The following is a 25,554-nucleotide window of genomic DNA, read 5'->3' on the forward strand; positions in this document are numbered from 1 at the left end:
TCTATCTTTGTTAAAAAAGCCCGCCTAAATGGCGGGCTCTTTTTGTTCAGCTGATGATCAGAACAACTTCATCTTCGGTGCTTCTTCTTTCAGCGGTTCGTTCTGCGCGGTCTGCGCATTCCAGCCACCGCCCAGGGCCTTGTACAGGTTGACCGCACTGGTCAGCTGCGCGAGGCGGTCGGTGATCAGCGCTTGTTGCGCGCTGAACAGCTGACGCTGGGCATCGAGGAAGGTCAGGTTGCTGTCGACGCCGATGCGGTAGCGACGTTCGGCCAGACGGTAGTAATCCTGGTTGGCCTGAACGAAGTCACGCTGCGCTTGCAGCTGTTCGGTGTAGGTCTGGCGGGCGGCCAGGCCGTCGGCGACTTCCTGGAAGGCCGTTTGAATGGACTTCTCGTAGTTCGCCACGCCGATGTCCTTCTGGATCTTGGCGTAGTCGAGGCTGGCGCGCAGGCTGCCGGCGTTGAAGATCGGCAGGTTGATCTGCGGCTGGAACAGCCACGTTCCCGAACCACCCTTGAACAGGCCGGACAGATCCGGGCTCAGGCTGCCCGCGTTGGCGGTGAGGCTGATGCTCGGGAAGAACGCGGCACGGGCCGCGCCGATGTTGGCGTTGGCCGCTTTCAGGTTGTATTCCGCTTGCAGGATATCCGGACGACGTTGCAGCAGGTCCGAAGGCAGACCGGCCGGTACGTCGCTGAGCAGGTCATCCGACAGCGGCTTGGCCGCTTGCAGATTGGCCGGGATACCGGTGCCGAGCAGCAGCGTCAGGCTGTTTTCGTCCTGTGCCACCTGGCGGGTGTAACGCGCCAGTTGTGCCCGGGCGTTCTCGACCGAGGTGCGCGACTGCGCCAGATCCAGCGCCGAAGCCACACCGACTTCGTTGCTGCGGCTGGTCAGCTTGTAGCTTTCTTCGAAGGCACCGAGGGTGTCCTGGGTCAGCTTGAGCAGTTCCTTGTCTGCTTGCCAGGTCAGGTAAGCATTGGCGACGCTGGCGACCAGACTGATCTGGGTGCTGCGCCGTGCTTCTTCGGTGGCGAAGTACTGTTGCAACGCTTGTTCGCTAAGGCTGCGAACCCGACCGAACAGGTCGAGTTCGTAGGCGCTGATGCCGACGGTGGCCGAGTAGGAACTGGTGATGCCCGCTTCACCGGTCTGCGATGCACGAGCCGGAACTCGCTGACGGCTGCCGCTGGCATTGGCCGAAACCGCCGGGAACAGGTCGGCACGCTGGATGCGGTATTGAGCCGCATAAGCGTCGATGTTCAGTGCCGCGACACGCAGGTCACGGTTGTTTTCCAGCGAAACCTGAATCAGCTGTTGCAGCGCCGGGTCATGAAAAAACTGTTTCCAGCCCTGCTCGGCAGCGGCCTGCGCCGGAGCCTGGGCCGGCGAATACGCCGGCCCCTGCGGGAACTGACCTGCGACCGGAGCCTCAGGCTGCTGATAGTCAGGTATCAGCGAGCAACCGCTCAGCACGAAGGCGGCGACTGCGATGGAGAGTAGCGACTTGCTCATTGGCCAGCCTCTTTAGGAGTTTCAGTAGCTTCAGCCTCGTCAGCGATTTTACGCTGGCCCAGGGACGAAACCGTAACGAAGAACAGTGGGACCCAGAAGATCGCCAGGATCGTGGCCGTGAGCATACCGCCAATCACGCCCGTACCGATCGCATGTTGACTGCCTGAACCGGCGCCCGTGGAAATCGCCAACGGTACAACACCGAGGACGAAGGCCAGCGAGGTCATGATGATCGGTCGCAGACGCATGCGGCACGCTTCAATCGCCGCATCCCGCAGGCTGCGCCCTTGCTCATGCAGTTCCTTGGCGAACTCGACGATCAGAATGGCGTTTTTAGCCGCCAGACCGATGGTCGTCAACAGGCCGACCTGGAAGTACACGTCGTTGGACAAACCGCGCAGGCTGGTGGCCAGCAGCGCACCGATGATCCCCAGCGGCACCACGAGCATAACCGCGATCGGAATCGACCAGCTCTCGTACAGCGCCGCCAGACACAGGAACACCATCAGCAGCGACAGGGCGTACAGCGCCGGCGCTTGCGAGCCGGACAGACGTTCCTCATAAGACAGACCCGTCCAGGAGATACCGACACCCGCCGGCAGCTTCTTGGCAATCGCTTCGACTTCGGCCATCGCATCACCGGTGGAGTAACCCGGCGCCGGAGAACCGAGGATCTCCATCGCTTCTACACCGTTGTAACGCGCCAGTTTGGGCGAACCGTAGATCCACTCGCCCTTGGCGAACGCGGAGAACGGCACCATGGTCCCGGCGCTGTTGCGCACGTACCACTTCTTCAAGTCTTCAGGGCTCATGCGAGCACCGGCCTGACCTTGCACGTACACCTTCTTCACCCGACCACGGTCGATGAAGTCGTTGACGTAGCTACTACCGAAGGAGATCGACAGCGTGCTGTTGATGTCGGCAATGCTCACGCCGAGGGCCTGGGCCTTCTGATCGTCGATTTCCAGGTGGTATTGCGGCTCGTCGTTCAAGCCGTTCGGACGCACCTGATAGAGCACCTTGCTCTGCGCGGCCAGACCGAGGAACTGGTTGCGCGCCTCCATCAGTTTTTCGTGACCGATACCGGCACGGTCCTGCAGGAACACGTCGAAACCGGTGGCGTTACCCAATTCCAGTACCGCTGGCGGGGCGAAAGCAAACACCATCGCGTCGCGGAAGCTGAAGAAGTGTTGCTGCGCACGCTGGGCGAGGGCGAACACGCTGTTGCTCGCGTCACGCTCGTCCCACGGTTTGAGCATGATGAACGCCAGACCCGAGCTCTGACCGCGACCGGCGAAGTTGAAGCCGTTAACGGTGAACACCGAGGACACCGCACCGGATTCTTTCTCCAGCAGGTAGGAACGCATTTCGTCGATCACGACTTGGGTACGTTCGGCACTGGAGCCGGCCGGGGTTTGCACCTGGGCGAACAGTACGCCTTGGTCTTCTTCCGGCAGGAACGCGGTTGGAATACGGGTGAACAGCCAGATCATGCCGACCACGATCAGCAGATAGGCGAGCAGGTACGGCGCTTTGCGCGACAGCATGTTGCCGACACCGCGCTCGTAGCTCTGCACACCACGGTCGAAATTGCGGTTGAACCAGCCAAAGAAACCCTTCTTCGGCGTGCCATGCTCGCCTTTCGGAATTGCCTTGAGCATGGTTGCGCACAGCGCCGGGGTGAAGATCAGCGCGACCAGTACCGACAGGGCCATGGCCGAGACGATGGTGATCGAGAACTGCTTGTAGATCACACCGGTGGAACCGCTGAAGAACGCCATCGGCAGCAATACCGCCGACAGCACCAGCGCGATACCGACCAGGGCGCCCTGGATCTGGCCCATGGACTTCTTGGTCGCTTCCTTCGGTGACAAGCCTTCCTCGCTCATCACCCGCTCGACGTTTTCCACCACCACGATGGCGTCGTCCACCAGCAAGCCGATGGCCAACACCATGCCGAACATGGTCAGGGTGTTGATGCTGAAACCGAATGCCGCGAGGATGCCGAACGTACCGAGCAATACCACCGGCACAGTCATCGTGGTGATGACGGTAGCGCGGAAGTTCTGCAGGAACAGGAACATCACCAGGAACACCAGCACGATCGCTTCGACCAGGGTTTCAACCACACCCTTGATCGACTCGGTCACCACCGGGGTGGTGTCGTACGGGAACACCACTTCCATGCCTTGCGGGAAGAACGGCTTGAGTTCGTCAATCGTCTTGCGCAGGGCTTTGGCGGTGTCGAGGGCGTTGGCGCCGTTGGCCAGTTTTACCGCCAGACCGGAGGACGGTTTGCCGTTGAACTGTGCGGAAATGGTCGAGTTCTCACCACCCAGACCGACATCGGCGACATCACCGACGCGCACTTGCGAGCCGTCCTGATTGACCTTCAGCAGAATCGCCTTGAACTGCTCAGCGGTCTGCAGACGGGTCTTGCCGATGATCGTCGCGTTCAGTTGCTGACCTGGCAGCGCCGGCAAACCGCCGAGCTGACCGGACGACACCTGGACGTTCTGCGCCGAGATGGCGGAGCTGACATCAGACGGGGTCAGGTTGTACTTGTTCAGCTTGGCCGGATCGAGCCAGATGCGCATCGCGTACTGGGCACCGAAGACCTGGAAGTCACCGACACCGGCGGTCCGCGAGATCGGGTCCTGCATGTTCGACACGATGTAGTTGGACAAGTCATCCTTGGTCATGCTGCCGTCACGCGAGACCACACCGATCACCAAGAGGAAGTTTTTCACTGCCTTGGTGACGCGGATACCTTGTTGCTGCACTTCCTGCGGCAACAGCGGGGTAGCGAGGTTCAGCTTGTTCTGAACCTGCACCTGCGCGGTGTCGGAGTTGGTGCCTTGCTCGAAGGTCGCGGTGATGGTCATGCTGCCGTCGGAGTTACTTTCCGAGGACACATAACGCAGGTTGTCGATACCGTTGAGCTGCTGCTCGATCACCTGGACCACGGTGTCCTGCACGGTTTGCGCCGAAGCGCCCGGGTAGGTCACGGAGATCGCAATGGCCGGCGGCGCAATGCTCGGGTACTGGTTGATCGGCAATTTCAGGATCGAAAGTGCCCCGACCAGCATGATCACCAGGGCAATTACCCAAGCGAAAATCGGACGGTCGATGAAGAATTTTGACATGGATTACTCCCCTTTGCCGCCGGCGGCTTTGTCAGCTGCCTGAGCGGGGGCCGGGTTCTTGTTGCCTACGTTAGTGGCTTCGGTCGGGTTGACCTGAACACCTGGACGCACGTACTGCAGGCCTTCGGTGATCAAGCGATCGCCGGCCTTCAGGCCGTCTTCGATCAGCCACTGGCTGCCGACGGTGCGGCTGGCCTTGAGCTGACGCAGTTCGACCTTGTTATCGGCGCCGACGACCAGTGCGGTCGGAGTGCCTTTGAGGTCACGGGTCACGCCTTGTTGCGGCGCCAGAATGGCCGCAGCGTTGACGCCGGCCTGCAACTGGGCGCGGACGAACATGCCTGGCAGCAGGGTGTGATCCGGGTTCGGGAACACGGCGCGCAAGGTCACGGAACCGGTAGTCGGGTCAACCGTGACTTCGGAGAATTCCAGCTTACCGTCAAGCTTGTACTGGCTGCCGTCTTCCAGGGTCAGTTTGACCGCTGCGGCGGTATCGCCGGACTTCTGCAGGCGACCGCTTTCCAGCTCGCGGCGCAGCTCCAGCAGTTCAACCGAGGACTGGGTGACGTCGACGTAGATCGGGTCCAGTTGCTGGATCGTTGCCATCGCGTCGGTCTGGCCATTGCTGACCAGTGCACCTTCGGTGACCGAAGAACGACCGATGCGGCCGGAGATCGGCGCGTACACCTTGGTGTAACGCACGTTGATCTGCGCGGTCTGCAACGACGCTTCCGATTCCATGCGGTTGGACACGGCGGTGTCGTATTCCTGACGGCTCACGGCCTGCTCGTCGACCAGTTGCTTGTAGCGGTCGGAGATCGACTTGGTCGAACGCAGGTTGGCTTCAGCGCTTTTCAGGGTCGCTTCATAGACCGACGGATCGATCTGATACAGCTGCTGGCCGGCTTTGACATCGCCGCCTTCCTTGAACAGACGCTTGAGAATGATGCCGTTGACCTGCGGGCGAACTTCAGCGATGCGGAACGCACTGGTGCGGCCCGGCAGTTCCGACGTGAGGGTAAAGGCTTGTGGTTGCAGGGTGACGACGCCGACCTGAGGCGGTGGAGCGGCCGGGGCCGCTTCTTCCTTTTTACATCCGCTGAGCAGCGATGCCAGGGCGACGGCAGTGACCAGAGCGGTAACAGCTGGCTTGAATTGCATGAAAATCCTCGGGTCAGGCGCGCGAAAAGCGCACAAGAAGTGTGGAAGGGTAAAAAAAGGTTACCGGGTGGATAAGTAGCTTGCTAAGGAATATACTTACGTTCATGGTTGTTTGTAAACACCCTGGCGTCGTATCCACCCTGTTACAAAAAACGGCGCAAGGTTTGAAATTGTAGGCTGGGGAGCCGATTCATGAGAGATCGCCCCCTCTTTATTCAGCGGATATTCAGCCATCCCTGAAACATCCTGTTTGAGGTTTTACTGCCATGGTCCGTCGTACCAAAGAGGAAGCTCAGGAGACCCGTAGCCAGATTCTGGAAGCGGCAGAGAAAGCCTTTTATGAAAGGGGCGTTGCGCGCACGACCCTGGCGGATATCGCGGCCCTGGCCGGCGTCACGCGCGGTGCCATTTACTGGCATTTCAGCAACAAGGCCGATCTGGTGCAGGCGATGCTCGATTCGTTGCGTGAGCCGCTGGATGAACTGGCCAGAGCCAGCGAAAGTGAAGACGAGCTCGATCCGCTGGGCTGCATGCGCCAACTGCTGATTCATTTGTTTCATCAAGTTGCGCTGGACCCGAAAACCCGGCGTATCAACGAAATTCTGTTTCATAAGTGCGAGTTCACCGATGAAATGTGCGATTTGCGCCAGCAGCGCCGGGACGTCAGTCTCGATTGCAATGAGCGCATCGCTCTGACGTTGCGTAATGCGGTGAATCGCGGCCAGTTGCCGGAAGATCTCGACACTGCCCGCGCGGCCATCAGCATTCACAGCTATATCGATGGCCTTCTGTATGGATGGCTTCTGGCGCCGGACAGCTTTGAGCTACATGCCGAGGCCGAGCGTTGGGTCGATACAGGGTTGGATATGCTGCGCCTGAGCCCCAGCCTGCGCAAATGAAACAAAATGCGTAATTGGCACAGCTTATGTCAATTGGCCTGCCTTTATATACGTTTGCGGCGGGGAGTTTATACGTAGCGAGCTACGCATTTTGTAGGGAATTTGTGTCGTCTGTGTGAATGAGTGTGAGCCGCTTGCCCTCACCCTAGCCCTCTCCCAGCGGGAGAGGGGACCGACCGAGGTGTTCTTTCGAGATACGCCGACCTGAAATATCAGGTCGAACTCCAGATTTGAAACGCACACAGATCGGCTCCCTCTCCCTCGGGAGAGGGCTGGGCGGGCGGCGTTCCGATGAGGGGCTACGTACTCAGCCGCGCAATAACTCTCCAGGCGAACACAAAAAAGCCCCCGACTCTCACAAGTCGGGGGCTTTGTGTTTCTGCTTCTTACAGCGCTGGATAGTCGATATAACCGACCGGGCCTTTGCCGTAGAAGGTTTCCGGGTGCGCATCATTAAGCGGCGCATCAGCCTTCAGACGAGCCGGCAGATCCGGGTTGGCAATGAACGGCACACCAAACGCCACAGCGTCAGCCTTGCCGCTGGCCAGCCATTCATTGGCGCTGTCCTTGGTGAATTTTTCGTTGGCGATGTACGGGCCACCGAAAGCTTCTTTCAGTTGTGGACCGAGGCTGTCGGCACCTTCTTTCTCACGGGAGCAGATGAACGCGATGCCGCGTTTGCCCAGCTCACGAGCCACGTAAGTGAAGGTTTCCGCCAGGTTGTCGTCGCCCATGTCATGGGAGTCAGCGCGCGGTGCCAGGTGCACACCGACACGGCCGGCGCCCCAGACTTCGATCGCGGCGTCAGTCACTTCCAGCAGCAGGCGCGCACGGTTTTCCAGCGAGCCACCGTAATTGTCAGTGCGCTGGTTGGTGCTGCTTTGCAGGAACTGGTCGAGCAGGTAACCGTTGGCGCCGTGGATTTCCACGCCGTCGAAACCGGCCGCTTTGGCGTTTTCGGCGCCGGTGCGGTAGGCGTCGACGATGTCGGCGATTTCAGCGGTTTCCAGTGCACGCGGAGTCGGGTAGTCGGCCAGTGGGCGAACCAGGCTGACGTGACCTTTCGGCTGGATCGCGCTCGGTGCCACCGGTGCTTCGCCGTTGAGGTACGACGGGTGGGAAACCCGGCCGACGTGCCACAGTTGCAGGAAGATCTTGCCGCCGGCAGCGTGAATCGCTTTGGTCACGTTGGCCCAGCCGCGCACTTGATCGTTGGACCAGATGCCCGGGGTGTCCGGGTAGCCAACGCCCATTGGCGTCACCGAGGTGGCTTCGCTGAGGATCAGGCCAGCGGAAGCACGCTGTACGTAGTACTCGGCCATCAACGCGTTTGGCACGCGACCTTCGTCGGCGCGGCAGCGGGTCAATGGGGCCATGATGATGCGGTTGGCCAGCTCGATGTCGCCGAGTTTGATCGGATCGAAAATAGTTGCCATGTCTACAACCCTCGTAAGTGGAAAGTAATCAGTTAGTTGCCGGGGCCAGATCGGCATTGCCGTTCTGACGGAAAGTAATCAGGGTCACCAGCAGGGCGAGCACGGCCAGGGCGGCGGCTGCGAGCGGTACGCTGGTCAGGCCGTAGCCGTGGGCGATGACGCTACCGCCAACCCAAGCGCCGAGCGCGTTACCGACGTTGAAGGCGCCGATGTTCAGGGTCGACACAAGGTTCGGTGCGGCTTTGCCGAAGGTCACCACGTTGACTTGCAGCGCCGGCACGGCGGCGAAACACGCGGTGGCCCAGAGGAACAGGGTGATTTCGGTCGGGATCAGCGCGACGCTGGTCCAGGTCAGCACGGTGGAGACCACGGCCATGGCGATGAATACGCCGATCAGCGTGGCGGCCATGCCTTTGTCGGCGAGTTTGCCGCCGATGATGTTGCCGACGGTCAGGCCCAGGCCGATCAGCATCAGTGTCCAGGTCACGCCACGGGGCGACACGCCGGTGACTTCGCCGAGCAGCGGGGCAACGTAGGTGAACAGGGTGAAGACGGACGCGGCGAACAGCGCGGTCATGCTCAGCGACAGCCAGATCCCGGCACCTTTGAGGGCGGCGAGTTCGGCGCGCATGTCGAGTTTTTCTTCTTCACGCTTGGCCGGCAGGAAGCGGATCAGGCCGATCAGCGCAATCACACCGATAACGGTCACCGCCCAGAATGTCGAGCGCCAGCCATATTGCTGACCCAGCGCAGTGCCCAGCGGTACACCGAGGACGTTGGCCAGGGTCAGACCGGTGAACATCAACGCTACCGCCGACGCACGCTTGTTGGCCGGCACCAGATTGGCCGCTACCACCGAACCGATGCCGAAGAACGCACCGTGGCACAGCGCGGTGATCACGCGGGCAAACATCAGCACGTTGTAATCACTGGCAATGGCGCAGAGCAAGTTGCCGACAATAAAAATGCCCATCAACGCCACCAGTGCTGCTTTGCGCGGCAGTCTGGCGGTGGCCATTGCCATGAACGGCGCACCGATGGCGACGCCGAGGGCGTAACCGGTCACCAGCCAGCCGGCGCCGGGGATCGACACACCGAGGTCGGCCGCCACATCGGGCAGCAGGCCCATGATGACGAATTCGGTGGTGCCGATGGCGAAGGCGCTCAAGGCGAGTATGAGGAGCGAGAGGGGCATGCAGGGTTCCTTGTCGGCTGGCTGACGTTAAGGGTCAGAGCTCTTTACTGAGGGTGCTGAGGAACGCCTGGATCACGTCCTCGTTACGTTTGAAAAAGTGCCATTGCCCGGCCTTCTGGCTGCTGATCAGACCGGCGCGTTGCAACGTCGCGAGGTGTGCCGAAACGGTCGACTGCGACAGGCCGCAGCGTTGATCGATCTGCCCGGCGCAGATGCCGTACTCGTGGTTGTGCAACTGTTCCGGAAATTCGTTCTTCGGGTCTTTCAGCCAGTTGAGGATGTCTCGCCGTACTGGGTGCGCCAGGGCTTTTATTATTTCGTCGAGGTCGAGGTTCATGGCAGGGTGCTCACAATGTGTACAACGCTATATCGCGATGTGGCGAAATATAAATCGTTAGATCGCGATACACCAATATGATTTTGATCTGACGTCAGCATAAATTGGTATATCGCGTTATAACGATACGTGGGTGTATGGCTTATGGGCCGCAGTGCTAAGCTGCGCCCATGAACTATCTCGCACATTTACACCTCGGTGGCCAGCGCCCCGGGCAACTGCTCGGCAGTCTGTATGGCGATTTCGTCAAAGGCCGGCTGCAAGGGCAGTTTGCGCCGGAGGTGGAAGCGGCCATTCAACTGCATCGGCGGATTGACGTGTTCACTGACCGTCATCCGCTGGTGGACATCGCGCTAGGGCGTTTTTCCGATACGCGCCGGCGTTATGCCGGGATCGTGCTCGATGTGTTTTTCGATCATTGCCTGGCGCGGGACTGGAAGCTGTATGCCGACCAGCCGCTAGAGGTTTTCACCGCTGATGTGTATAGGGTGCTGAACCGCGAGCCGCAATTGCCCGAACGATTGGCGAGGATCGCCCCGCACATGGTGGCCAATGACTGGTTGGGTTCGTATCAGCAGTTTGAAGTGCTGGAGCAGGTGTTGCGCGGGATCTCGCGGCGGTTGAGCCGGCCGGAGGAACTGGCGGGGGCGATGGAGGAATTGCGGCGGTTGTATGAGCCGCTCAGTGAAGACTTCCGACTCTTCTACCCACAACTCCAGGACTTCGCACAAAACCCTCAGACACAGAAAATCTAATGTAGGAGTGAGCCTGCTCGCGATAGCGGTGTGTCAGTCGACATCAGTATTGACTGACACACCGCTATCGCGAGCAGGCTCACTCCTACAGGGGATTTGTGTTTCAGGCGGCAATCAATTCGCCGGCACGACGCGGTTCAGCCGGTTTCGCCACTTCGCCAAACAACGCCTTCTGCACCGCCTGCTGCGCTTCAAACGCCAGCGCTGCACGCTCACGACCCTGACAGGCAAGCGGCTTGAGCAGATGCACTTCGACATCGCCGCAATCGTTGCTGAACAGGCGCATCAGGTGCGACAGCAAATCATCGTCACCAATGAACGGTGCCAGCCCATCGATTTCGCCATCGCGCAGGTAACGGATCGCCACCGGTTGCAACATCACCTCGGAATCAATCGCCGCCGCCAGCAAGCGACCATGAAAGGTTCGCAGCGAACGGCCATCGGTGGTGGTGCCTTCCGGGAACATCAGCAAGGCGTGATCGGTTTGCAGGTGACGGGTCATCTGCTTGCGGATCAACTGGCTGTCGCCCGAACCGCGACGGATGAACAGGCTGCCGGCCTTCGCCGCGAGCCAACCGGCCACCGGCCAGGTACGCACCTCGGCCTTGGACAAAAACGACAGCGGCGTGAGCATGCCGAGCAGTGGAATGTCCGTCCATGAAACGTGGTTGCTGACCCACAGCATCGGCTGTTTCGGCAGTTCACCGTGAACCGTCACGCGAAAGGGCAGGGCATTGCTCAGGCGCGCCATGAAGAAGCGCGACCAGCGCTGACGCCGCTCCATCGAATGCGCCAGGCCAATCCGTTCAAACACGCCGAAGACGCTGGCCATGGTCAACCCCAGCGAAACCACCAACAGCACCCGCGCGATCCGCGCGTACACGCGCAACCGGCTCATTACACAGCCGCCTTGAAGTGCTTGGCGTAGCGCGGGCAGAGTTCGTCGCGTTTGAGCAGGATGAACACGTCGGCGACCTGGAAGTCTTCGTCCCAGCACGGCTCACCGCAGATCTTCGCGCCCAGACGCATGTAAGCCTTGAGCAGCGGCGGCATTTCGGCGATCACGTTGGACGGAATATCCAGGGTTGGCAGCGGATTTTTCGGCTCGGCGCGCAGGTTTTCGGTGCACAGATAACGTTCGCGCAGGCGCTGCATGATCGCATGGGCCTGAATGCCGCCGTCCTGCATCGGGATGCTCGCGCAACCCATCAGATAGCTGTAGCCGCCCTGATTCAATACTTCGGCCAACTCGCCCCACAACACCGCGATGGTGCCGCCGTTGCGGTACGCCGGGTCGACGCAGGTGCGGCCGATTTCCAGAATCGGCCCTTGCAGATGAGCGAGGCCGTGCAGGCTGAATTCTTCTTCGCTGTAGAACTTGCCGAGGCTGCTGGCGGCGGTGTGATCGAGCAAACGCGTGGTCGCCACCAGACGGCCGGTGTTCAAATCACGCACGCCGATGTGGCTGCAGTGAACATCATAATCATCCATGTCCAGACCCAGTTCCGCGCCTTTCAGTTTGGCGTTGAACTCGCCGCTGAAGACGTTGAAGCGCAAGGCCTGGGCTTGCTGCAACGCCTCGGCGCCGATCAGGCGTTCGGCTTGCAGGCGGCGTTCATTGCCGGTGTCGCTGATGCGGGCGATCTGAGTCATGTGAATCTCCGTACGGGCCTTTAACCCGTCGTGGGTTGCAGCCGATCGACTTTCTTTATGCAGCCGTGTTGTGCAAAGTCAGGCTATGTAGCCCCGGTGTCATCGCCATGAAAGTTTGGTGATGCTTATATGACAGCCCACAAGGAGCCTCTTATGCCCTGGCCAGATCTGCTGCACAGCCGTGACCGATTGCCCGCCGTTGCTGACCTGGCCGAGGGTTTTGCGACGTTGTTGCAGCAACTGGGCAACGTCACGCCGTTCGAATTGGCGGTCGCGGGCGGGCGGCGAATGGCAACGCCGGGGCTGGCGTTTCTGCTCGGTTATCAAGCGGCTTTGCGCATGTTGTGGCCGAGTGCGCCGCTGAGCCTGGGCGCTTTGTGTGCGACCGAACAGCGCAGTTTGCGTCCGGCGGACATGCAGACGCGGCTCACCGATTTACGCCTGAGTGGGCGCAAGGATTTCGTCACCGCCGGCGATGCGGCGGATTGGCTGTTGATCGCTGCTCGCAGTGAAGAGCCCGGTGAAAGTCCGCGTCTGAGTCTGGCCGTGGTGTATCCCGGCGAGCCCGGCGTGACCGTGGAAAAACTGCCGGCGCTGCCGTTGATGCCGGACATCAGTCATGGCCGGTTGCAGCTTGACGGGGCGTTGTGCGAGTTGCTCGCCGGTGATGGTTGGGATGCTTACGTCAAACCGTTTCGCACGCTGGAAGATGTCTATGTGCTGAGCGCGATGACCGCGTGGCTGTATGGCGTCGGACAGGACAGCGACTGGCCGCAAGCGCTGCAATTGCGTTTGCTGGCGCTGTTGGCCGGGTGCGCGGAGGCGAGTCGGCAACCGCCGAACAATCCGGCCGGGCATGTGTTGCTGGGTGGGTTGTTTGCGCAGTTTGAGGCGCTGGAGGGGGAGGTGAGTCAGGCGTTGGCTGACGGGCCGGCAGAGTGGGCGCAGATGTGGCAGCGCGATCAAGGCGTGATGCAGTTGGCGGCGGGGGCTCGGGCCAAGCGGTTGACCAAGGCTTTGATGGTGAATTGACTGGCCCCTTCGCGAGCAGGCTCGCTCCCACAGGGGACCGCGTTTCTTCAATTGAAATGCGTTCAAAATGTGGGAGCGAGCCTGCTCGCGAAGGCGCCCTCAAAATCACCACACATCTGTCATCAACCCCGACTAGTCTCAGCAGGTTCTCCCCAAGAGCCCTCACCATGTGCAAAGGCCTGCCCCTGTTTCTGCTGCTGATCTGCTTCACCGTTCAAGCCGAACAGTGGCCCGGCGAACAATGGCCAACTGGCACGACGATTACCGATACAGGAGTTCTGGAGAATTACGCCTTCCCACCTCGCGACGACGCAACCCGCCAAGGCATCCGCACCGATGCCCTGCTGATCATCCGCGACGGTCAGATCCTCTACGAACGCTACGCCGGCCCGACCACCGAGCAAACCCCGCACCTGACCTGGTCGATCAGTAAAAGCCTGATGGCCACCGTCCTCGGCGTGGCGTACGGCGAAGGCCTGTTCAAACTCGAAGATCCCGCCGCAAAGTTCTACCCGCTACTGGCAAAATACCCGGAGATAAAAATCGCCGATCTGCTGCACTGGGCCTCCGGTATCGATTGGCAGGAAGACTACGAATATGCCCCGCTGAGGTCCTCGGTGGTGGCGATGCTTTACACCCGTGGTCATCACGATATGGCTGCGTTCACCGCTAACCACGACAGCTACGCCGCTCCCGGGCAGGCGTTCCGCTATTCCAGCGGCGACAGCAACCTGCTCGCGGCGGCGTTGAAAACCATCGTCGGGTCGCAGCGTTATTCGGATTATCCGTGGACGGCTTTGTTCGAGCCGTTGTGCATCCGTCACGCCGTGTGGGAAACCGATGCCAGCGGCACGTTTGTCGCGTCGTCTTACGCTTATCTGACAGCCCGGGATCTGGCGCGCGTCGGTCTGTTGATGGCCCGCGACGGGCGCTGGAATGATCGCCAATTGCTGCCCAAGGATTGGGTCGCGTTCAACCTTGAACCCTTCGCCGGTTACAAGGCTCATCAGGACGAAGCGGTGCCCGGCGGCCACTGGTGGCTCAATCGTCCGGCCGATGGCGCCGCGTCACCGTGGCCCGACGCACCGCCGGACACCTTCGCCGCGCTTGGTCATTGGGGCCAGGCGCTGTACGTGATCCCCAGCGAGAAACTGGTGATCGTGCGATATGGCGATGACCGCGACGGCAGCTACCGCCACAACGAATTGCTCAAACACGTGCTGAAGGCGGTGCGGCCATGAAGCGCTTTTTGCTGTTACTGCTTGTTCTGCTGCTCGGCTGGGTTGTCTACGAGCGCGAAAATCTGTGGGCTTTCCCGGACATCATCAGCGCTTACACCGCCAAGGAATATTGTTCGTGCCGGTATGTGATGAACAACGGTGCCGAGTATTGCCGTGGCTATGTCAAACAATGGCTGCCGACCAGCCAGTTCACCGATGACCCTGCCAGCAAAACCATCACCGTCAGCGGCATGGGCCGCAGCAATCGCGCCCAGTGGTTGAGCGAACGCCAAGGCTGTCGTTTACAGCCTTAAAAGATCGCAGCCTTCGGCAGCTCCTACAGGATCGGGTCCACCCTGTAGGAGCTGCCGAAGGCTGCGATCTTTTGATCTTGATGTTGCAATAACTTTGGGGGCGGTTAAGGTTCGTGCAGGTTTATCGGCCCCACGAGTGTTCAATGTTCAACCGCTCCCTGTGTGCAACCCTGTCCAGCCTGCTGCTCGCTGCCGTCACGCTGCCGGCGCAGGCCAATTGGTATCTGGACGGCGAGTCGTCGCGGCTGTCGTTCGTCAGCACGAAGAACGCCAATGTTTCCGAAGTGCAGCGCTTTCTGGTGCTGCACGGTAAGGTCGACCCTAACGGTCGCGCCGAAGTCGAAGTCGAGCTGGACTCGATCAACAGCGGCATCCCGCTGCGCGACGAGCGCATGCGCAAGGAGCTGTTCCAGATCGAGCAATTCCCCGAAGCGACCATCACCACCCAGATCGACCTGCGCCCGATCAACGATCTGGCCCCCGGTGCGCAACTGGAATTGCGTCTGCCGCTGACCGTCAACCTGCACGGCAAGCAACATGAATACCCGGCCGAACTCTTGGCAACGCGCCTTGATGATCGCCGCTTTCAGGTGGTGACGCTGGAGCCGCTGGTGATCAACGCCGAGGATTTCGATCTGCTGCCAGGGCTGGAAAGCCTGCGCAAGCTCGCCGGTCTGTCGGCCATCAGTCTGTCGGTGCCGGTGGGTGCGGTGCTGATCTTCACGGCGCGCTGACATGCGCGGCGCGGTGTTCCCGTGGCGGGACGGCAACCGGTTCGAACTGCTGATCGACGGTCCGCAATTCTTTCCGCGCATGCTCGAGCAGATTGCTGGCGCGCAGGAGCAGATCGAACTGGAGTTGTATCTGGTCGAGGCTGGCGCCTGTGCCGAAACCATCGTGCAAGCGCTGGTGCTGGCCGCCGAGCGCGGTGTGCGTGTGCGTTGTCTGTTCGACGATTACGGCAGCCTCGCCTTCACCCTCAATCTGCGTCAGCGCCTGATCCAGTCCGGGGTTGAACTGCGTTTCTACAATCGGCTGAACTGGCGGCGCTGGGTCGGCAACTTCTATCGGGATCACCGCAAATTGCTGCTGGTCGATCAATGTCTGGCGGTGGTCGGTGGCACCGGTGTCACCGATGAGTTCTGGACGCCGGGCCATGACAGCAGCGAATGGCACGAAGTGATGGTCGAGATCCGCGGGCCGTTGGTGATCGACTGGCAATTGCTCTTTGATCGTCAGTGGATTGCCAACCGTTATCGCCGCGCCTGGCGCCCGGCCGCGCATTTCGGTCTGCCGCGTTTGCCTCGAGTGCCGGACAAGGGCGAGGGCATGGGCCGCGTGGCGTATGCCGACGCCCGCCAGCACCGCGACATTCTGCAGTCGCTGTTCCGCGCCTTGAACAGTGGGCAAAAACGCATCTGGATGGCCACGCCGTACTTCCTGCCAACGTGGAAAATCCGCCGCTCCCTGCGCAAGGCTGCCGCGCGCGGTGTTGATGTGCGGTTGCTGCTGACCGGGCCGCGCACCGATCACCCGTCAGTGCGCTACGCCGGGCATCGTTATTACCCGCGACTGCTCAAGGCCGGGGTGCAAATCTTCGAATACCAGCCGTGCTTCCTGCATTTGAAAATGGTGCTGGTGGACGATTGGGTGAGCATCGGTTCGTGCAACTTCGATCACTGGAACCTGCGCTTCAATCTGGAGGCGAATCTGGAGGCGCTGGACCCGTCGTTGACGGCAGCGGTAGAGGCGAGTTTTGTGAAGGACTTCGGGCTGAGCCAGCAGGTGAGTCTGGAGGAGTGGCAGCGCCGGCCGTTGTGGCGACGGGTCAAGCAGCGGGTGTGGGGCTGGGTGGATCGGGTGGTGGTCAATATTCTCGACCGCCGCGGCTAGTCGCTCACGTTGATCGTTCCCACGCTCTGCGTGGGAATGCAGCCCGTGACGCTCCGCGTCACTGGACGCGGAGCGTCCCTTGAGGCATTCCCACGCGGAGCGTGGGAACGATCAGGCAGGGTTTTGCGGTGTGCTTGCGGTTACAGCAATTCAAAGCTCTGCTGCGTCACGTTCTGGGAATCCAGGCCGATCTGCACGTTGAACTTGCCAGGCTCTGCCGCGTACTTGAGCTGGGCGTTGTAGAACTTCAGGTCATCCTCGGTGATGGTGAAGTGCACGACTTTCTGTTCGCCGGCCTTGAGCATGATTTTCTGGAAGTTCTTCAGTTCTTTCACCGGGCGGATCATCGAACCGGTGACGTCCTGGATGTACAACTGCACCACGGTTTCGCCGTCACGCTTGCCGGTGTTTTTCACCATGACGCTGGCGTCGAGCTTGCCAGTGGCGTTGAGGGTGGTTGACGACAGCGCCATGTCGCTCAGGGCGAAGTTGGTGTAGCTCAGGCCGTAACCGAACGGGAACAGCGGCCCGGTGGTGTCATCGAAATACTGCGAGGTGTAGTTGCCCGGTTTGCCCGGCGTGAACGGCCGGCCAATGCTCAGGTGGTTGTAGTAGGTCGGGATCTGGCCCACGGAGCGCGGGAAGGTCACCGGTAGTTTGCCCGACGGGTTGTAGTCGCCGAACAGCACGTCGGCGATGGCGTTGCCGCCCTCGGTGCCGCTGAACCAGGTTTCCAGAATCGCGTCAGCCGACTGGTTCTCTTCGAGAATGGTCAGTGGGCGGCCGTTCATCAGCACCAGCACCAGCGGTTTGCCGGTGGCTTTCAGTGCGCGGATCAGCTCGCGCTGGGTTTCCGGGATGTTCAGGTCGGTGCGGCTGGAGGACTCGTGGGACATGCCACGGGATTCACCTACCGCTGCAACGATCACGTCAGCGTCCTTGGCAGCTTTCACTGCTTCGTCGATCAGCACGTTGGCCGGGCGCGGGTCATCGACCACTTCCGGCGCATCGAAGTTGAGGAAGTTCAGGTAGTCGAGGACCTTCTTGTCGCTGGTGATGTTGGCGCCACGGGCGTAGATCAGGTTCGCCTTGTCGCCGATCACCGAGCTCATGCCGTCGAACAGCGTGACCGATTGCGCAGGGCGCCCGGCGGCAGCCCAACTGCCCATCATGTCGATCGGCGCTTTGGCCAGCGGGCCGACCAGCGCGACTTTTGCGTCTTTCTTCAGCGGCAGGGTTTCGTTCTGGTTCTTCAGCAGCACCAGACTGCGGCGCGCGACTTCACGGGCCTCGGCACGGTGCAGACGGCTCTCGGCGTAGGTGTCGGCCGGATCATCTTCAGCCTTGCCGATGCGCAGGTACGGGTCCTTGAACAGGCCCATGTCGTACTTGGCCGCGAGCACTTCACGCACGGCGTTGTCGATGTCTTTCTGCTCGATCTCACCGGACTTGAGCAGCCCCGGCAGCTCTTTGCCGTACAGGGTGTCGTTCATGCTCATGTCGATACCGGCCTTGATCGCCAGCTTCGCCGCTTCACGACCGTCGCGGGCGACGCCGTGCTTGATCAGCTCGAAAATTGCACCGTGGTCACTGACCGCCAGTCCTTTGAAGCCCCAGTCGCGGCGCAGCAGATCGTTCATCAGCCAGGTGTTGGCCGTGGCCGGAATGCCGTTGATCGAGTTCAGCGCGACCATCACACCACCGGCGCCGGCATCGATCGCGGCGCGGTACGGTGGCAGGTAATCCTGGTACATCTTCACCGGACTCATGTCGACGGTGTTGTAGTCGCGACCGCCCTCGACCGCGCCGTACAGGGCGAAGTGCTTGACGCTGGCCATGATGCTGTCAGCCGCGCTCGGGGTGGCGCCCTGATAGGCGCGCACCATGACGCCGGCAATGCGCGAGGTCAGGTAGGTGTCTTCACCGAAACCTTCGGAGCTGCGGCCCCAGCGCGGGTCGCGAGAGATGTCGACCATCGGCGCGAAGGTGATGTCGAGGCTGTCGGCAGCGGCTTCTTTGGCGGCAACGCGCCCGGACTGGCCGATAGCGTCCATGTCCCAGCTCGAGGCGAGGGCCAGCGGAATCGGGAAAATCGTACGGTGACCGTGGATCACGTCGTACGCGAAAAACATCGGAATCTTCAGGCGGCTGCGCATGGCCGCGTCCTGCATCGGCCGGTTTTCCGGGCGGGTGATCGAGTTGAACGTGCCGCCGATGTTGCCGGCAGCGATCTCTTTGCGGATCAGCTCACGTGGCATTTCCGGGCCGATGCTGATCAGGCGCAACTGGCCGATCTTTTCATCGAGGGTCATTTGGCTCATCAGATTCGTGATGAACGCGTCCTTGTTTTCCAGGGGTACCGGGGTCGTGGCGGCCAATACTTGATGACTGGCCAGGCTGACGAACAGACCCAGCAAACACAGCTTCTTCATGAATATTTTTCTCAAGGGCCCAAACGGCGAGGTAACGCCGGCCAGCCAAAATTTAGGGAGCGACTATTGTTGTTCGGGTGCAGGCTCGAAAACACCGAGCCAAAAACGACAGCCGACACTCGGCAGCGTGAACGCGCAGGGCACTTTTTAGCCCATTGGCCCGTCGTAATCCAGCGACGCGGCCGATTATGCCCCAAGAGCCCGCCAAGAATGTTTCGCGCTCGGTTTTTATAATGAAATGTGCCAAGGAGCATCACTGCGATGAATGTAAGCCCAACCAATCGCTCGCGTTTGCAGGTCGCCACGCTGCTGGTGCTGGCCACGTTGTTGACCGCGTGCGGCATCAACAATATCCCGACCCTCGACGAACAGGCCAAAGCCGCGTGGGGCCAGGTGCAGAACCAGTACCAGCGCCGCGCTGACCTGATCCCCAATCTGGTGGAAACGGTGAAAGGCTATGCGGCTCACGAGCAGGAAACGCTGACCGCAGTGATTGAGGCGCGGGCCAAGGCGACCTCGATCCAGGTCGATGCCAGCACCCTCGACAACCCCGAGAAGCTCAAGCAGTTCCAGCAGGCGCAGGATCAACTGACCGGCGCGTTGAGCCGCTTGATGGTGGTCTCCGAGCGCTACCCGGATCTGAAGGCCAACCAGAACTTCCTCGCCCTGCAATCGCAACTCGAGGGCACGGAAAACCGTATCGCCGTGGCGCGCCGCGATTTCATTCTGGCGGTGCAGAAATACAACACCGAAATCCGCACCTTTCCCGGTCGCCTCTGGCACAGCGTGATGTACAGCGACCTGCCGATCCGCGAAACCTTCGAAGCCACCACGCCCGGCGCGGAAAAGGCCCCGGAAGTGAAATTCTGATTCGAGGTTGTCCATGCGCGTGTTGAAAATGGGCCTGGTGCTGATGCTGTGGCTGTTCGCCGTCAGCGCCCAGGCCGAGTTGACGTTCCCGGCGTTGAGCGGCCGGGTGGTGGACGAAGCGCAGATGATCGACCCGTCGGTGCGCGCGCAACTGGGCCAACAGTTGCAGGCCCACGAGCAGGCGACCGGCGAGCAATTGGTCGTGGTCACGGTGCCGGATCTGCAAGGCACCACCATCGAAGATTTCGGCGTTCAGCTCGGCCGGCACTGGGGCATCGGCCAGAAGGACAAGAACAACGGGGCACTGCTGATCGTCGCCCGTGACGAGCGCAAACTGCGCATCGAAGTCGGTTATGGCCTGGAAGACCGACTGACTGACGCGCAGACTTCGGTGATCATCCATCAAGTCATAACCCCAGCCTTCAAGACCGGCAATTTCAGCAAAGGCATCAGCGATGGCGTCGCGGCGATGCTGGTGGTGCTCGGTGGCAATCCGCTGGATGAACCGTCGACGGTGTATGAGTCCAGCGGTGATCCGGCCGACGATTTCATCTCGCGGCACCCGGCACTGTTCGTGTTTTTAGTGATGTTGTTCATCTTGACGGTGTTTGTCTGCCAGATGCTCGGTATCCTGCCCGCTGGCCGTGGCGGCTCCGGAGGAGGGGGCGGCTTTGGCGGTGGCGGCGGCTTTGGCGGCGGTGGTGGAGGCGGGGGCTTCAGCGGCGGCGGGGGCAGTTTCGGCGGCGGCGGTTCGTCCGGCGGCTGGTGAGATCAGAAGAATAATGAGCAGGCACTTTTCAACATGGCATTACTGACTGAACACGAACAACGCAAAGTCGCCGAGGCGATCGCCCGGGTCGAGCGCGACACCGACGCCGAACTGGTGACGGTGCTGGCCGCCCGCGCCGATGACTACGCGTACATCCCGCTGTTGTGGGCGAGCCTTTTGGCACTGGTGGTGCCGGGCGTCGTGCACTACCTGACCGGGTGGCTGACCCTGCGCAGTCTGCTGCTGGTGCAGTGGGGCGCGTTCATCGTGCTGTGCCTGCTGTTTCGTTTGCCGAAAATCACTACCCATCTGATCCCGCGCCGCGTGCGGCATTGGCGCGCATCCAACCTGGCGCGCCGGCAGTTTCTCGAGCAGAACCTGCACCACACGGTGGGCAGCACCGGCATGCTGATTTTTGTTTGCGAGGCGGAGCGGTATGTGGAGATTCTGGTGGATGAGGGGATTTCCAAACGGCTCGATAATAAGAGTTGGGATGCGATTGTTGCGGCGTTTACCGAGCAGGTGCGGCAGGGGCGCACGCTTGAGGGGTTTGTCACGTGTATCGAGGCGTGTGGGGAATTGCTCAAGGTGCATGTGCCGGTGACGCAGGTGAGGAATGAGTTGCCGAATCGTCTTGTGGTTTTGGGGTAGTTTGCAGATTTTCTCACTCGGCTTGAGGGCCATCCCCTCACCCCAGCCCTCTCCCGGAGGGAGAGGGAGCAGACCGAAGTGTCTGGCGCTCGACATCGACCTGGAAATCGGCATCGATTATTGGATTCAACGCAGATCGTTCAAGTCGGTGTATCTCGTCAATATCCCACGGTCAGTCCCCTCTACCTCTGGGAGAGGGCTAGGGTGAGGGCCGCTTTTAAAGAACCGTTCGGTAAATAAGAGCGTGTCCCCAACCCCCATCCCCCCTAAAATACCCGCCATTCCCGATTTCGCCCGTCCGAGGCCGCTTTTCCATGTCCGTTACTGCCCCGTCCATCAAGCCTACGCCCGATCACCACGCCCAGTTCATCGAGCTGCTGCAAACCAGCCTCGAACAGAACGGTTTCATCAAACTGGTGCTGGCCAAGTACGTCGGTGACGAAGCGGATCTGCAGCGGGTCATCATCAAAGCGGTGACGGTCAAGGCGCAGCCGAATCTGTCGTTCGTCTATCGCTACAAAACCCGTGACATCACCAAAAACCTGCCCTTGGTTGACGGTGTGGCGACGATTGCCGCGCTGTTGCCGGCCTCGTTCAAAAATGCGCATTTACTCGCGGTGACTGACGAAGCCCAGCTCGAATACAGCAAAAAGGGCAAGTCTTCGCTGTTCAAGAGCAAACCTCAGCAATTGCGCGAAGCGCCGTCCGCGGAACACAACCGTGAGAAAAATCGTTATCTCGAACTGAGCCGGCCGTTCCTCAAGGACTTGGGCGTGACCAACACCCAGCACGAACTGATCCCGGCGATGTCGCGCAAGTGGAAGCAGATCAACAAGTTCATCGAAGTGTTCAGCCACGCCCTGACCTCGTCGCCGCTGGCGCTGGACAAACCGGTGCGGGTGGCGGATTTCGGTTCGGGCAAGGGTTACCTGACGTTCGCGATTCACGATTACCTGCGCAACACCTTGAACGCCGAGGGCGAAGTCACGGGTGTCGAGTTGCGTGAGGAAATGGTCAACCTGTGCAACGCTGCGGCGGCGAAGCTCGATCATCCGGGCCTGGTGTTCAAGTGCGGTGACGTGCGCAGCGTGGCGCCGAGCGAGCTGGACGTGATGATCGCCCTGCATGCCTGCGACATCGCCACCGACTACGCGATCCACACCGGCATCCGTTCGGGCGCGTCGATCATCATGTGCTCGCCGTGCTGCCATAAACAGATTCGCTTGCAGATCCAGAGCCCGGCGCTGCTCAAACCGATGTTGCAATACGGTTTGCATCTGGGGCAGCAGGCAGAAATGGTCACCGACAGTTTGCGTGCGCTGTTCCTTGAGGCCTGCGGTTACGAGACCAAGGTCTTCGAGTTCATCTCGCTGGATCACACCAACAAAAACAAGATGATTCTGGCGGTGAAACGCGCCGAGCCGGTGGACCCGGCGCAGTTGTTGGTGAAGATTCAGGAGTTGAAAGACTTCTACAACATCAGCGAGCACTGCCTGGAAACCCTCCTGCGCGCTGACGGCTACCTGGCCTGACACAAAAACCTGTGGGAGCGAGCTTGCTCGCGAAGGGGCCATAACAGCCAACATCATCGTTGACTGTCAGTCCGCCTTCGCGAGCAAGCTCGCTCCCACATTTGATTTCACCGCAGTCTTGCGGCCGAGCATGACCGTTGCAATCACGCCACACGCAAACACCCAAGTAATCGGCTCGACATGTTCACCAAAGAACAGCGCCGAAAACGCGATGGTGAAGAAGATCTGCAGCAACTGGATCTGACTGACCCGGGCAATGCCGCCCATGGCCAACCCGGCGTACCAGGCAAAGAAGCCGAGAAACTGCGAAAACAGCGCCACATAACCAAACGCCCACCAGGCCTTGGCCGACACCGCACCCTGATGTTGCAGCGCCAGATACAACACTGGCCCGATCAACAGCGGCGTCGACAGCACCAGCGCCCAGCAGATCACCTGCCAGCCGCCCATCTCCTTGGCCAACCGCCCGCCCTCGGCGTAACCCAGTCCACCGACGGCAATCGCGCCGAGCATCAGCAAATCACCCGCCTGAATGCTGCCGGCCCCGGTATACAACGCATAACCGAGCACCAGCGCACTGCCCAGCGCCGCGCAGGCCCAGAAGGCTTTCAACGGACGTTCGTGGGACAACCACGCGGCATACAGCGCCACGCACAGCGGTTGCAGGCCGTTGACCAGCGCACCGTGAGACGCCGGCAAGGTTTGCATGGCCCACGCCGACAACACCGGAAACCCCAGAATCACCCCGGCGATCACCAGGCTCAGGCCTTTGACCTGCGGCCACGTTGGCCACTTCTCGCGGCGCCATAACAGAAGCAGCGCCGCCGGAATTGCCGCGAACAACGCGCGACCCAAACCGTTAAGCAGTGGATGCAGTTCCTGCACCACGATGCGGGTGAAGGGCAGGGTGAGGCTGAAGATCACCACGCCGAGCAGGCCGAGGGCCATGCCGGTGTTTTCGCGCGAGGACATGATGGGAGACCAGAATCGTAGGGAATTGGAAGGTGTCCTCATCTAGCCATAATCCGCGAATTTCGGGGTGTTACAGCTAGGCACGGACTTAGGCGTACAGTTTCAGGGCCTCTTCGCGAGCAGGCTCGCTCCCACATTTGGAATGCATTCTTCCTGTGGGAGCGAGCCTGCTCGCGAAGAACGATGACACGGTCTCAGGTAGTAGCCGGTTGTTACCCGAGCCTCCGGATAAGGTCTACCTTGAATACTCCCAAGCATTCCCCCAGAGGAGTCCTCCCCATGGCCGCGAAAAAGATTCTGATGCTGGTCGGCGATTACGTCGAAGATTACGAAGTGATGGTGCCGTTCCAGGCCCTGCAAATGGTTGGTCACACCGTTCATGCCGTGTGCCCGGACAAGGCAGCCGGTAAAACCGTACGCACCGCGATCCATGATTTCGAAGGCGATCAGACCTACAGCGAAAAACCCGGTCACCTGTTTGCCCTCAACTTCGATTTCGCCAAGGTCAGCGAGGCCGATTACGACGCACTGCTGATCCCCGGTGGCCGTGCCCCGGAATACCTGCGCCTCAACGAAAAAGTCCTCGACCTGGTGCGTGCCTTCGACAAGGCCGGCAAACCGATTGCCGCCGTTTGCCACGGCGCACAATTGCTGGCAGCGGCGGGCGTGCTTGAAGGTCGCGAATGCAGCGCCTATCCGGCCTGTGCGCCGGAAGTGCGACTGGCGGGTGGCACGTACATCGACATTCCGGTGACGGACGGCCACGTTCAAGGCAATCTGGCCACTGCACCGGCGTGGCCGGCGCATCCGAACTGGCTGGCCGGTTTCCTTGGCTTGCTCGGTACTAAAATCACTCTGTAACGAGGAATCGCCGATGTGCGAGCTCTACGTCAAGGCCGACCCGATTCTCTACGAGTCACGCTCGCGCTCGCTGCGCATCTGCGGGGTGGTGACGACGTTGCGTCTGGAGAATCAGTTCTGGGACATCCTCAGCGAAATCGCCGAAGTCGATGGCATGACCACCAACCAGTTGATCGCCAAGCTGTATGAAGAGGTGATGGATTATCGCGGGGAGGTAGTGAACTTTGCCTCGTTCCTGCGGGTGAGTTGTACGCGCTATTTGAGTCAGCGGCGGGTGAGTGCGCCGCAGTTGTCGGTGGTGCGGGCGGTGGTGAAATAGCCGGCACCGAGTTGCCTCATTCGCGAGCAGGCTCGCTCCCACTTTCGACCGCGTTCTCCAACGGGTATGCGCTCAAATGTGGGAGCGAGCCTGCTCGCGAAGGGGCCGGTACAGGCGACAGATAATCAGGACTGGTCTTTACTCTGAAGCGCGAAGTCTCTCAATCGCCAAGGAGCAACGAGCATGTCCGGATGGTACGAAATCAGTAAAAGCAGCAACGGCCAGTTCAGGTTCGTGCTGAAAGCGGCGAATGCCGAAACGATTCTGACCAGCGAGCTGTACACCACTCGCGCAGCGGCCGACGGCGGCATCGCGGCGGTGCAAACCAACAGCCCGCTCGATGAGCGCTACGAGAAGAAGTCGACGAAGGACGGTCATCCGTACTTCAATCTGAAAGCGGCCAATCATCAGGTCATCGGCAGCAGCGAGGCGTATTCATCGGATGCGGCGTGCGATAAAGGCATTGCCAGCGTCAAGGCGAACGGGCCGAGCAAGGTGATCAAGGACAAGACCTTGCCGGTGCTCTGACCTCACTTTCAAATCCATTGCAAATCCACTGTGGGAGCGAGCCTGCTCGCGAAAGCGGTGT

At 60.6% G+C, this 25,554-nt stretch carries 24 protein-coding genes; 14 read left to right on the forward strand and 10 right to left on the reverse strand.

Translation table 11 applies throughout. The features are described 5' to 3' along the window. Positions 1-57: 57 nt before the first annotated feature. From emhC to PspS49_RS06825, 3 genes are read right to left on the reverse strand one after another with little or no spacing between them, the layout of a single operon-like run. The gene (gene emhC, locus PspS49_RS06815; protein ID WP_127926133.1) at positions 58-1,518 is read right to left on the reverse strand and encodes an efflux RND transporter outer membrane subunit EmhC; all 1,461 of its coding nucleotides are present in this window, start codon (positions 1,516-1,518) and stop codon (positions 58-60) included. Further along, on the reverse strand, positions 1,515-4,664 hold the full coding sequence (emhB, locus tag PspS49_RS06820; protein WP_160038601.1) for an efflux RND transporter permease subunit EmhB: 3,150 nt from the start codon (positions 4,662-4,664) through the stop codon (positions 1,515-1,517). Before emhB ends, emhC begins: the two co-directional genes overlap by 4 nt. Before the next feature lie 3 nt (positions 4,665-4,667). Further along, the gene (locus PspS49_RS06825) at positions 4,668-5,825 is read right to left on the reverse strand and encodes an efflux RND transporter periplasmic adaptor subunit (RefSeq protein ID WP_150749358.1); all 1,158 of its coding nucleotides are present in this window, start codon (positions 5,823-5,825) and stop codon (positions 4,668-4,670) included. Positions 5,826-6,091: 266 nt separating this feature from the next. Here PspS49_RS06825 and emhR point away from each other — a divergent pair, with 266 nt between their 5' ends. Then, positions 6,092-6,724, forward strand: coding sequence for an efflux system transcriptional repressor EmhR (emhR, locus tag PspS49_RS06830; RefSeq protein ID WP_007917080.1), 633 nt, complete (start codon positions 6,092-6,094; stop codon positions 6,722-6,724). A gap of 386 nt (positions 6,725-7,110) precedes the next feature. Here emhR and PspS49_RS06835 read toward each other — a convergent pair whose 3' ends face one another. The 3 genes from PspS49_RS06835 to PspS49_RS06845 are packed head-to-tail and all read right to left on the reverse strand — an operon-like array spanning position 7,111 to position 9,692. Further along, positions 7,111-8,160, reverse strand: coding sequence for an alkene reductase (locus PspS49_RS06835; protein WP_127926136.1), 1,050 nt, complete (start codon positions 8,158-8,160; stop codon positions 7,111-7,113). 28 nt (positions 8,161-8,188) lie between these two features. Then, positions 8,189-9,355 (reverse strand): MFS transporter, encoded by a 1,167-nt coding sequence (locus PspS49_RS06840; RefSeq protein WP_160038603.1) that lies wholly within the window; start codon positions 9,353-9,355, stop codon positions 8,189-8,191. Positions 9,356-9,389: 34 nt separating this feature from the next. Next, on the reverse strand, positions 9,390-9,692 hold the full coding sequence (locus PspS49_RS06845; RefSeq protein WP_007917068.1) for a metalloregulator ArsR/SmtB family transcription factor: 303 nt from the start codon (positions 9,690-9,692) through the stop codon (positions 9,390-9,392). A 170-nt stretch (positions 9,693-9,862) separates the two neighbouring features. Here PspS49_RS06845 and PspS49_RS06850 point away from each other — a divergent pair, with 170 nt between their 5' ends. Continuing rightward, positions 9,863-10,447: an ACP phosphodiesterase gene (locus PspS49_RS06850; RefSeq protein ID WP_160038605.1), complete on the forward strand. Its 585-nt coding sequence runs from the start codon at positions 9,863-9,865 to the stop codon at positions 10,445-10,447. A 103-nt stretch (positions 10,448-10,550) separates the two neighbouring features. On the opposite strand, the gene PspS49_RS06855 is transcribed toward PspS49_RS06850, so the two are convergent. Continuing rightward, a complete protein-coding gene (locus PspS49_RS06855; protein ID WP_127926139.1) occupies positions 10,551-11,345 on the reverse strand; it encodes a lysophospholipid acyltransferase family protein in 795 nt (264 codons plus the stop codon). Further along, positions 11,345-12,100 carry an L-ornithine N(alpha)-acyltransferase gene (gene olsB / locus PspS49_RS06860; protein ID WP_016982801.1) on the reverse strand — a complete coding sequence of 252 codons (756 nt, stop codon included), beginning with the start codon at positions 12,098-12,100 and terminating at the stop codon, positions 11,345-11,347. Before olsB ends, PspS49_RS06855 begins: the two co-directional genes overlap by 1 nt. Before the next feature lie 153 nt (positions 12,101-12,253). Between olsB and PspS49_RS06865 the strand changes: the two genes are divergently transcribed. The 5 genes from PspS49_RS06865 to PspS49_RS06885 all read left to right on the forward strand — a co-directional run bounded on the left by PspS49_RS06865 (position 12,254) and on the right by PspS49_RS06885 (position 16,559). Continuing rightward, positions 12,254-13,132 carry an acyl-CoA dehydrogenase family protein gene (locus PspS49_RS06865; RefSeq protein WP_160038607.1) on the forward strand — a complete coding sequence of 293 codons (879 nt, stop codon included), beginning with the start codon at positions 12,254-12,256 and terminating at the stop codon, positions 13,130-13,132. 167 nt (positions 13,133-13,299) lie between these two features. Further along, a complete protein-coding gene (locus tag PspS49_RS06870; protein WP_160038609.1) occupies positions 13,300-14,373 on the forward strand; it encodes a serine hydrolase in 1,074 nt (357 codons plus the stop codon). Then, positions 14,370-14,666, forward strand: a complete 297-nt coding sequence (locus tag PspS49_RS06875; protein WP_127926142.1) for an amidase — start codon at positions 14,370-14,372, stop codon at positions 14,664-14,666. The genes PspS49_RS06870 and PspS49_RS06875 overlap by 4 nt, the downstream gene beginning before the upstream one ends. A 143-nt stretch (positions 14,667-14,809) precedes the next feature. Beyond that, a complete protein-coding gene (locus PspS49_RS06880; RefSeq protein WP_150775313.1) occupies positions 14,810-15,400 on the forward strand; it encodes a YceI family protein in 591 nt (196 codons plus the stop codon). Between the two features lies 1 nt (position 15,401). Further along, positions 15,402-16,559 carry a phosphatidylserine/phosphatidylglycerophosphate/cardiolipin synthase family protein gene (locus tag PspS49_RS06885; protein WP_127926144.1) on the forward strand — a complete coding sequence of 386 codons (1,158 nt, stop codon included), beginning with the start codon at positions 15,402-15,404 and terminating at the stop codon, positions 16,557-16,559. A gap of 140 nt (positions 16,560-16,699) precedes the next feature. Here PspS49_RS06885 and bglX read toward each other — a convergent pair whose 3' ends face one another. Next, complete coding sequence (gene bglX, locus PspS49_RS06890) at positions 16,700-18,991, reverse strand: beta-glucosidase BglX (protein ID WP_160038611.1); 2,292 nt, start codon at positions 18,989-18,991, stop codon at positions 16,700-16,702. Positions 18,992-19,252: 261 nt separating this feature from the next. Here bglX and PspS49_RS06895 point away from each other — a divergent pair, with 261 nt between their 5' ends. The 4 genes from PspS49_RS06895 to PspS49_RS06910 all read left to right on the forward strand — a co-directional run bounded on the left by PspS49_RS06895 (position 19,253) and on the right by PspS49_RS06910 (position 22,813). Next, positions 19,253-19,861: a LemA family protein gene (locus PspS49_RS06895; protein ID WP_095119162.1), complete on the forward strand. Its 609-nt coding sequence runs from the start codon at positions 19,253-19,255 to the stop codon at positions 19,859-19,861. 13 nt (positions 19,862-19,874) lie between these two features. Then, the gene (locus PspS49_RS06900) at positions 19,875-20,630 is read left to right on the forward strand and encodes a TPM domain-containing protein (RefSeq protein ID WP_160038613.1); all 756 of its coding nucleotides are present in this window, start codon (positions 19,875-19,877) and stop codon (positions 20,628-20,630) included. A 33-nt stretch (positions 20,631-20,663) separates the two neighbouring features. Further along, positions 20,664-21,281, forward strand: a complete 618-nt coding sequence (locus PspS49_RS06905) for a membrane protein (protein WP_007916305.1) — start codon at positions 20,664-20,666, stop codon at positions 21,279-21,281. Between the two features lie 314 nt (positions 21,282-21,595). After that, the gene (locus PspS49_RS06910) at positions 21,596-22,813 is read left to right on the forward strand and encodes an SAM-dependent methyltransferase (RefSeq protein WP_160038615.1); all 1,218 of its coding nucleotides are present in this window, start codon (positions 21,596-21,598) and stop codon (positions 22,811-22,813) included. Between the two features lie 66 nt (positions 22,814-22,879). Here the strand turns inward: PspS49_RS06910 and PspS49_RS06915 are convergent, their stop codons facing one another. Then, the gene (locus tag PspS49_RS06915; protein WP_160038617.1) at positions 22,880-23,785 is read right to left on the reverse strand and encodes a DMT family transporter; all 906 of its coding nucleotides are present in this window, start codon (positions 23,783-23,785) and stop codon (positions 22,880-22,882) included. Positions 23,786-24,064: 279 nt separating this feature from the next. Here PspS49_RS06915 and PspS49_RS06920 point away from each other — a divergent pair, with 279 nt between their 5' ends. The 3 genes from PspS49_RS06920 to PspS49_RS06930 all read left to right on the forward strand — a co-directional run bounded on the left by PspS49_RS06920 (position 24,065) and on the right by PspS49_RS06930 (position 25,493). Next, positions 24,065-24,646 (forward strand): DJ-1/PfpI family protein, encoded by a 582-nt coding sequence (locus tag PspS49_RS06920; RefSeq protein ID WP_095049176.1) that lies wholly within the window; start codon positions 24,065-24,067, stop codon positions 24,644-24,646. Positions 24,647-24,659: 13 nt separating this feature from the next. Next, a complete protein-coding gene (locus tag PspS49_RS06925; protein ID WP_160038619.1) occupies positions 24,660-24,965 on the forward strand; it encodes a ribbon-helix-helix domain-containing protein in 306 nt (101 codons plus the stop codon). Positions 24,966-25,148: 183 nt separating this feature from the next. Continuing rightward, positions 25,149-25,493: a YegP family protein gene (locus tag PspS49_RS06930; RefSeq protein ID WP_102900217.1), complete on the forward strand. Its 345-nt coding sequence runs from the start codon at positions 25,149-25,151 to the stop codon at positions 25,491-25,493. The last annotated feature ends 61 nt before the right edge of the window (positions 25,494-25,554 follow it).

Origin of the sequence: Pseudomonas sp. S49 (assembly GCF_009866785.1) — a bacterium.
Classification (GTDB): Bacteria; Pseudomonadota; Gammaproteobacteria; order Pseudomonadales; family Pseudomonadaceae; genus Aquipseudomonas.